7 protein-coding genes are annotated in these 7992 nt (G+C 69.7%); 3 read left to right on the top strand and 4 right to left on the bottom strand.

What is annotated here, in order from left to right; all coding sequences use genetic code 11:
• Positions 1-1101, bottom strand: a 1101-nt coding sequence (locus tag FV223_RS14815) for a glycosyltransferase N-terminal domain-containing protein (protein ID WP_147727757.1), incomplete at its 3' end; no start/stop codon positions are given.
• Positions 1102-1153: 52 nt separating this feature from the next.
• Between FV223_RS14815 and FV223_RS30445 the strand changes: the two genes are divergently transcribed.
• Together FV223_RS30445 and FV223_RS14810 are read left to right on the top strand one after the other, a co-directional pair.
• Complete coding sequence (locus tag FV223_RS30445) at positions 1154-1327, top strand: hypothetical protein (RefSeq protein WP_187274645.1); 174 nt, start codon at positions 1154-1156, stop codon at positions 1325-1327.
• 253 nt (positions 1328-1580) lie between these two features.
• Positions 1581-2891, top strand: coding sequence for a hypothetical protein (locus FV223_RS14810; protein WP_147727756.1), 1311 nt, complete (start codon positions 1581-1583; stop codon positions 2889-2891).
• 21 nt (positions 2892-2912) lie between these two features.
• Here FV223_RS14810 and FV223_RS14805 read toward each other — a convergent pair whose 3' ends face one another.
• The 3 genes from FV223_RS14805 to FV223_RS14795 form a co-directional block, all read right to left on the bottom strand.
• Positions 2913-4040, bottom strand: coding sequence for a GNAT family N-acetyltransferase (locus tag FV223_RS14805; RefSeq protein WP_147727755.1), 1128 nt, complete (start codon positions 4038-4040; stop codon positions 2913-2915).
• Positions 4037-5032, bottom strand: a complete 996-nt coding sequence (locus FV223_RS14800) for a sterol desaturase family protein (RefSeq protein ID WP_147727754.1) — start codon at positions 5030-5032, stop codon at positions 4037-4039. The genes FV223_RS14805 and FV223_RS14800 overlap by 4 nt, the downstream gene beginning before the upstream one ends.
• Before the next feature lie 388 nt (positions 5033-5420).
• A complete protein-coding gene (locus tag FV223_RS14795) occupies positions 5421-6590 on the bottom strand; it encodes a glycosyltransferase (protein WP_246686353.1) in 1170 nt (389 codons plus the stop codon).
• A gap of 214 nt (positions 6591-6804) precedes the next feature.
• Here FV223_RS14795 and FV223_RS14790 point away from each other — a divergent pair.
• On the top strand, positions 6805-7992 hold a 1188-nt coding region (locus FV223_RS14790; protein ID WP_147727752.1), incomplete at its 3' end, for a DUF1972 domain-containing protein.

Below are 7992 nucleotides of genomic sequence, written 5' to 3'. Positions count from 1 at the left end.
GAGCTCGGCGGCGTCGGCGACCGCGGCGGCGCCCCCTCCGGCATCGAGGGCGCGGTAGACCTCGGTGAAGTTCTCCGTGTGCGGCCCGTGCAGCACGGCGCTGCTCAGGCGCACCGGCTCGATCGGGTTCTGGCCGCCATGCGGCACCAGCGAGCCGCCGAGGAACACCAGCGGGCTCAGGCGGTAGAACAGCCCGAGCTCGCCGATCGTGTCGGCGACGTAGAGGTCGATCGACGGGTGCGGGCGCCCGCCCGCCGAGCGGCGCGCGCTGCGCAGGCCCTGCGCCGTGGCGCAGGCCGCCACCTCGCCGCCGCGATGGGGGTGGCGCGGGGCGACGATGGTCAGGAGCCGCGGGAACCGGCCCTTGAGCGCGGCATGGGCCTCGGCCGCCGCCGCGTCCTCGCCCGGATGGGTGCTCGCCGCGACCCAGACCGGGCGGTCGCCGATCATGTCGCCGAGATAGGCCACCTGCTGCGGATCGGCCGGCTGAACGGCGGCGTCGTACTTGAGGTTCCCCGCCACGCTCACCCGCGGCGCGCCGAGGCGCACGAAGCGCTCGGCGTCGTCCCGCGTCTGCGTCAGGCAGATCGCGATCCGCGCGAGCAGGGCCCGCGCCGTGCGCGGCGCGCGCGCCCAGCCCGCGTACGAGCGTTCCGACATCCGCCCGTTGACGAGCAGCAGCGGGATGGCGCGGGCATGCAGCGCCACCACCGTGTTCGGCCAGATCTCGGATTCGGCCACCAGGGCGAGGTCGGGCTGCCAATGGTCGAGGAAGCGCTCGACCCAGCGCGGCGCGTCGAGCGGCATGTACTGGTGCACGGCGCCGGCCGGCAGGCGCCCGCGGACCGGCAGCAGCGTCGATCCGGTCTCGGACAGGTCGGAGAAGCGCACCGCGTAACCGTCGACCGCCGAATTGTCGAAGGGCGGGACGTCGATCGCCGCCGAAACATCCTCGGCGGCGATGCGGCCGTCGGCCTGCGACAGCGGAACGGATTCCACGCCGGCCACCACGGGGAGCCGCGACAGGATCATCGCCGTCGCCTCGGCGACGGTCATCACCGGCACCGACGGATCGAAGCAGTCGTCGCTGAGGCGCGTCATCGTGCGCCGCGCCCGTGCCGCCCCTCTGGCGGTGCCGAACCGGATCGTGCGGATGAAGCAGGTGCTGCGCGAGGCGTCACGGGCGGCCGATGGATCGATGGGTGTCGGGCTTGCGGCATCGCGGCCGGCCGATCAAGCCCCGCTGAAACCAAACGGCGTTCCCAACGTAGGGGAACCGCGAGCCGGGCGCATGACGTTTCGCGGGCAGGACGATCCGCATGCGTAGTCGGCCGGCGACGATCTACGTAACCCGCGACCGCATGGTGCGTTGCAAAAAGATATGCGAGATTCATCCTAGGCAAACGCGTGATCATTCGTCGATTCGGATATCGCACCGGGCGATCGTTCGTCTCGAAGACACCTTCACCTCGTCAGATCGATATCATGACCGGACACGGAAATATTCAGACACGGACTGGCGTCGCGCGCGTGATTGCTGCACGGTGCCGCGCGCTCTCCGACCGTCGGGGACGCGGGGCATGAGGCTTCCGAAGATCGGACGCTTCGGTCGGCGCTTCGCCGTGATCCTGTCCGGCGAACTGATCCAGAGCCTGTTCCACTTCGTCCTAAACATCGTGCTCGTGCGGGAGCTCGGCGCCCACGGGTACGGCCTGTTCGCGATCGTGTTCACGATCGGCGCCGTCGGCGTCACGTATATCCGGGCCCTCGTCGCAGTGCCGGCGACGCTCTTTCTCGCGCGCAGTTTCGGCCGCCCGGCGGAACGCGGCCACGACATGGTGTTCGGCTCCGGAGCGACCGCCGCCGCGCTGCTGATGGCCGCCGCTGTGTCGGTCGGGCTCGCGCCGGTGCTCGGGGTCACGGCGCTCGCCGGCGGCGCCTTCGTCGGGCTCTACGCCTTCCGCAGCTACCTGCGGATCGTGCTGCTGGCGCGCCGCGCGCCCTGGGTCGCGGGCGCGAGCGACATGGTCTATTCGGCCTGCGGGCTGGCGCTCGTCGTCTTCCTCCATGCCGGCGACGACGCCCTGCTCGAGCACGCCTTCCTCGGCATCGCGGCCGCGCACGCGGCCGGGATCGCCGTGGCGTTGGCGGCGATCGGGCGACCGGTCCGGGTCTCGTTCCGTGCCAGCGTGCGGCGGCGCTACCTGGAGATCTGGCGCACGCTGGCCTGGTCGCTGCTGGGCGTCACCGGCACGACCGTCCAGGGCCAGGGGCTGACGCTGCTGTTCGCGCTGCTGGCCGGGCCCGCGGCCTATGCGCCGATCGCCGCGACTTTGGTGCTGTTCGCGCCGCTGCGGATCCCGACCAACGCCCTCAACAACATGGTCCTGCCGGAGATCTCGGCGTTGCTCGCCGCGGGCCGCCGGCGCGAGGCGCGGCGCCTCGTCGTGCGCAGCACGGCCCTGATCGGCCTCGCCTGCCTCGCCTACGGGGTCGCGATGTGGACGGCGCTGCCGATCATCGAGCGGCACCTGTTCAACGGGCGCTTCGCAAGCGAGCCGATGGCCGCGATCGGTTTCGGCGTCTGGTGCGTGGTGACGATCGCGCTGCTCTACGCCATCCCGCGGGCGTTCCTCGAAGCGTCGGCCGCGTTCCGGGTGATCGCCGCAGGCGCCCTGGTCAGCGCCGGCATCGGCTTCCTGATCATGGTGCCGCTGCTGCTCACCCTGGCGCCGCCCTTCGCGCTGATGGGCCTCGCGGTGTCGGAATGCGTCACCGCGTTGTGGTCGGCGAAGGCGTTCCGCGACCGGTCCCGCCATCCCGACGGGCGGGTGCGCGAGGCCGCCGACCGCTTCGCGGCCGGCACGTCGGCACCGGCGGCCGCCGCGTGAACGGACGCCGGCGTTCCGGGTTCAGGCGGCTTCGCTCGCCGCTGCAACCTGCGGCGGCGGCGTGCCGCTGCGGCGGCGCATGTCGCGGACCACGAGGTTCCAGGAATCGAGCATCATCGCGGCGGCGCCCGGCAGCGTCCTGCGGCCCATGAAGGCGTCGAGCGTGACGCTGGTGGTGGCGAAGCGGCTCTTGAACGCCTCGGCCCCGCACAGGAAGTCGACGGTGTGCAGCCCCTGGTCGATCGACCACTGGATGTAGTCCATCATCAGCACCATGCCGGGCGAGCCGCGCTCGAACGCCGGATCGTAGGTGGTGACGAAGGCCATCATCGTGCCGGCCTGGACGAAGTTGATCGACACCGCGACGATGACGCCATCGCATTCGAGCACGAAGGCGCGCAGCAGGCCGGTCTCGGCCAGCACCCGCACCAGGGCGGAGAGCGCGGGCGACCCCTCGTCGTAGAGGTTCGATTCGAGCTGGTTGCCGGCGAGCCACTTGCGCTTCAGGTCGGCGAGCCGCAGCAGCACCGGCTCCATCGGCGCGTCGGGCGGCAGCAGGCGGAAGCGCAACGGGCCGGATTCGCCGATGAACTTCTGGCCGCGACGATAATTCTGGCGGGTCTTCTTCGATTGCGCCGCGACCCAGGCCTCGCCCGTCGGCCAATCGCCGGCGACGCGGAAGCTGACCTCGCTGCGATGGTTCGGTCGCAGGCGCACGCCGGCCGCCTGGCTCGGATCGAGCAGCGCCCGTGCCTTCGCACCCGGAAGCAGGCGGTTCAGGTAGACCAGGTCGAACCCGCCGGCGGCCGAGAGATGCCCCCACATCCGCCGCAGGAGACCGGGATCGTCGCCGGCCAGGAGGGCGTCGCCGTAATCGGTGTGGTCCTTGGCCGCCCATTCGAGCAGGCGCAGCCCCTTCCGCCGGCAGGTCGCCATCGGCAGCACCGCGACCAGGGCGTCGCCGCGCCAGGCCAGCACGATCTGCAAGGCGCGCCGCTCCCGATCCGGCACCGTCGCCCACCATGCGGCGATCCAGGCCTGGCTCTGGAACACCAGCGCACCGGATTCACGCCACAGGGCGGTCCAGGCCGGGCCGACCTCGGCGAGCCGCTCGCCCGTGCGGACGATCTCGAAACGCTCCGCGCTCACGGCTGCGACCCTTCCCGGGCCTGGATCGGGGCGGCGCGACGCGGCTTCAAGCGGCGCTTGACGACCCGCCACATCTTCTTGAGCGGCAGGATGTAGAGGCCGTTCAGCGACTGGTAGTCGCGCACGTCGCGGTCGACGAGGCCGAACTTGAAGCTCTCGTTCGGCTCGGGAACGCACAGGGTTCCGAAGACCCGATCCCAGAACGAGAACAGCAGCCCGAAGTTCTTGTCGTAGTGGCGCGGGTTGGTGCTGTGGTGCAGCTGGTGCCAGTGCGGGCACAGGATCAGGTTGTTGAGCTTGCCGAACGAGATCTTGAAATGCGTGTGCCGGACGAAGTCCATCATCAGGATGTTGCGCATGATGTAGACGTTGACGCCGAACACCGTGACTTCCACCGGGTTGAGTGCGATCAAGGTCCACAACCCGAAGCAGATGCCGGGGATGACGCCGTCCCAGGCGCGGTTCATGAGCTCGTCTAGCGGGTGGACGCGATCCTTGGTGATGCCGACCATCACCTCGGTCGAATGGTGGACCTTGTGCAGCTCCCACAGGAACGGGAACCGGTGCTGAGCGGTGTGATACAGGTAATAGGAGATGTCGTAGGCGAGCAGCATGGTCACGGTGAAGACGATCACCGTGATCGGGCCCGGCGACCCGCCCATCAGCGGCGCATCGATGCCGAACATCGTGCCGACGATCTTGTTGGTCGCGTAGCCGACCGCGACGACGAAGGTCACGCCCGCCGGAATCAGCAGGAACGGCATGATCGCCTTGCGGGTGATGTAGAACAGCAGGTCGGCGCGCGCGGACGGGTGGGTGATCACCTCGTGCGGCAGCAAAAACTCGAAGAACTCTGCGAAGGACTTCTCCTCGACGGTCCGCCAATAGGCGATCACGGCGCAACCGAGGGCGGTCGCGAGCAGGAGGCCGGCGGCGAGGAGGTTGGCGGCCGAGATGCGATCGAGGATCTGCTCGATGAAGGTGCTGATCATATCCCATCTCTCATGCCCGTGCCGGCCATGGGGCCGAAAGCGGGTCGAAGCACGGAAGACCGGAGCGCGAACGCGATCCGGCGAGATCGTGTGAGTGTCGCAACCGCAGGCGCGATGTGCAGTGGATGAGGAACAGCAATACCGCGTGCGGTCGAACGATGGAACAACGTCCGCCGAAACGATCGCAGGAGAATACTTACGAAGCGATCACCGGAGGCTGTAAGCTCGACCGTATCGTCAAGACTTCGTTTCGAAACCGGTTCCGGGCCGGGTCGAGCATGCCGGCGACCGGCTTCGGTCTTGGCTAACGGAGCGTTGCGCAGAGCACGCACAAGAGGGCCGATGCCGGCGGGCTTCGCAGGTCCGGCGGTCGGGCGGACCGCCCCCGTCAGCCGGCGGAGTTCGACGGGGCGTTCGCCGGCGTGCGGGTGCCGGGCACACGGGCGGGCTCGCCCTGGAAGGTCAGGCGCAGCATCGCCGCGATTCCCTCGGCCGCGAGCTTCTCGTCGAAGATGCGCTCGTAGCGGGCGCGCGCCGCCGCCGGATACCCCGTCCACAGGTCCGGGCGGGTGACGATCTCGGCGAGCGCCCGCGACAAGGCCTCGACGTTGCCGGGGGGCACGACCCATCCGGTCGCGCGATCCTCGACGATCTCGGTGAGGCCGCCGATGCCGGAGACCAACGGCGGGATGCCGTAGGCCAGCGCCTCGATCGCGACGCGTCCGAGCGACTCCGGCAGCTGCGACGGCACCGTGACCACGTCCGCCCAGCGGTAGAGCGAAGCGGGGTCGGCGACGAACGGCGAGCAGGTGACCTGCCCCGACAGTCCGGCCTCGGCGACCTGTGCGGCCAGCGCCGCCTCGCGGGCGTCGTCCTCGAAGGCGCTGCCGACGATCTTCAGCTCGATGCGCGACCGGATCGCCTCCGGCAGCCGCCGGATCGCCTCGACCAAGACCTCCTGGCCCTTGATGCGGCTGATCCGGCCGAGCATCAGCAGGCGCAGCGGACGGCTGCCGTCGTAGCGCGCGGTGTTGGGCAGGGCCGGGCCGGCGATGCCGTTGTAGACCACGCGCACGGTCGCATCCTTCGGCATCGCGAAGGCGGCCTGCGTCGCCCGCGAGTTGAAGATGATGTTCGCCCGGCTCCAGCGGATCAGGTTGCGCAGCACCGTCAGGGTCGCCCCCTCCGGAATCTCATGGACATGGACGACGGTTCGGCCGGGCAGGAGCCGCGCGGCCAGCAGGTAGTCCGCCACGACGGTGGTGTTCACGTAGACGAGATCGCTGGCCCGGATGCGCCGGAGCGCGCGGGCGACGGCGAAGGGCAGGGCTGCCATGCCGAGCGTCGCCAGCCGCAGCAGGTTGCGCCGGCGCAGCACCCAGATCGGCTCGATCACGATCCGCGACGCGGCGTCCTCCAGCATCGCGACGATCGGGCCGGCCTTGGGCAGCACCACGTCGATCCAGGCCTGCGGATAGGCCTCGCGGATCGTCCGCACCGTCTCGCAGAAGCTGCGATCCGATCCGTAGAGCTCGTAGCCCTGATGCACGCAGGTGATGCGGCGGACGGCGCGTCCGTCCCGCGCGGCGAGGAACCCGCCCGGCGCCCGAACATTCCCGTCCGTGAAAGAATACCCGGTCCGAAGTATTGGATCAGCACGCATAAGTTGAATTAACCACTGATACAACAACTATTGGTTGTATTCCGGAGACGCTTCGTTAGTAAGTCTTCTCGGATACCGGAAGTTGACTGAAATCGGAAGGGGTTCGCGTATGCGGGATCTTGCGCCGGCGCTCCTAATTCTTGGGACGCGCGGCATCCCTGCGTCGCATGGCCGGTTCGAGACGTTCGCGGAACGGCTCGCGCTGCATCTCGCCGCGCGCGGCTGGCGCGTCGGCGTCTACTGCGAGCGGGATGTCGAGCGGGTCGGGCGGCGCGTCTCCACCACGATGTGGCGGGGGATCGAGCTGATCACCGTGGAGGTCGCCGCGACCGGCCCGGCGGCGACGTTGGCCTTCGACGCGTTCTGCGCGCACGACGCCGTGACGCGCGGCGGCGTCTGCCTGGTGCTCGGCTACAACGGGGCGATCTTCCTGCCGTATCTCAGGCTGCGCGGCGCCACGATCCTGACCAACATGGACGGCATCGAGTGGCGGCGCCCGAAATGGTCCTTGGCGGTGCGGGCGTTCTTCTGGGTGAGCGAGTGGATCGCGGCCTGGAGCTCGCACCGGCTGATCGCCGACCACCCGGCGATCGCCGACCATCTCGCGACCCGCCGTCCGCGCCGGGTGATCGCGACGATCCCCTACGGCGGCGACCCGATCCGCGCGCCGAAGGAAGCGCCGATCCAGACGCTCGGGCTCGAACCCGATCGATTCCTCGTCTCGATCGCGCGGATCGAGCCCGACAACAACGTGCTGGCCTTCGTCGAGGCGTTCTCAAGGAAGCCGCGCTCTGCCAAGCTGGTGGTGCTCGGCACGTTCGACCCGAGCAACGCCTACCACCGGGCGTTGCGGCGAGCGGCAGGGGAGGGCGTGGTGTTCCCAGGCGCGATCTACGAGGCCGAGACGGTCCAGGCGCTGCGCCACCATGCCCGCGCCTACCTACACGGGCACACGGTCGGCGGCACCAACCCTTCGCTGGTCGAGGCCCTGTGGGCCGGCAATGCGGTGATCGCGCACGACAACGCCTTCAATCGCGGCACTGCGGGCGACGGCCAGTTCTACTTCTCCGACGTGGACGGATGCGAGCGGGCGATCGAGACTGTTCTCGGCGACGACGCGGCCGTCGCGGCCGCCCGTGCAGCGGCCCGGCGGAGGTCCGCCGCCTTTTCGTGGAACGACATCCTGGCCGCCTACGAGCGCGAGGCGCGCCGGCTCGGCGGATATCCGCCGATGTCCGAGCCGATCACGGTACGGCGGTCCGTCGCCATCGTCAGGCGACCGGATCCGCCGCGGCGC

The sequence above is a fragment of the Methylobacterium sp. WL116 genome, assembly GCF_008039455.1.
Lineage (GTDB): Bacteria > Pseudomonadota > Alphaproteobacteria > Rhizobiales > Beijerinckiaceae > Methylobacterium.
This window is presented reverse-complemented; position numbering and strand designations above follow the sequence as displayed.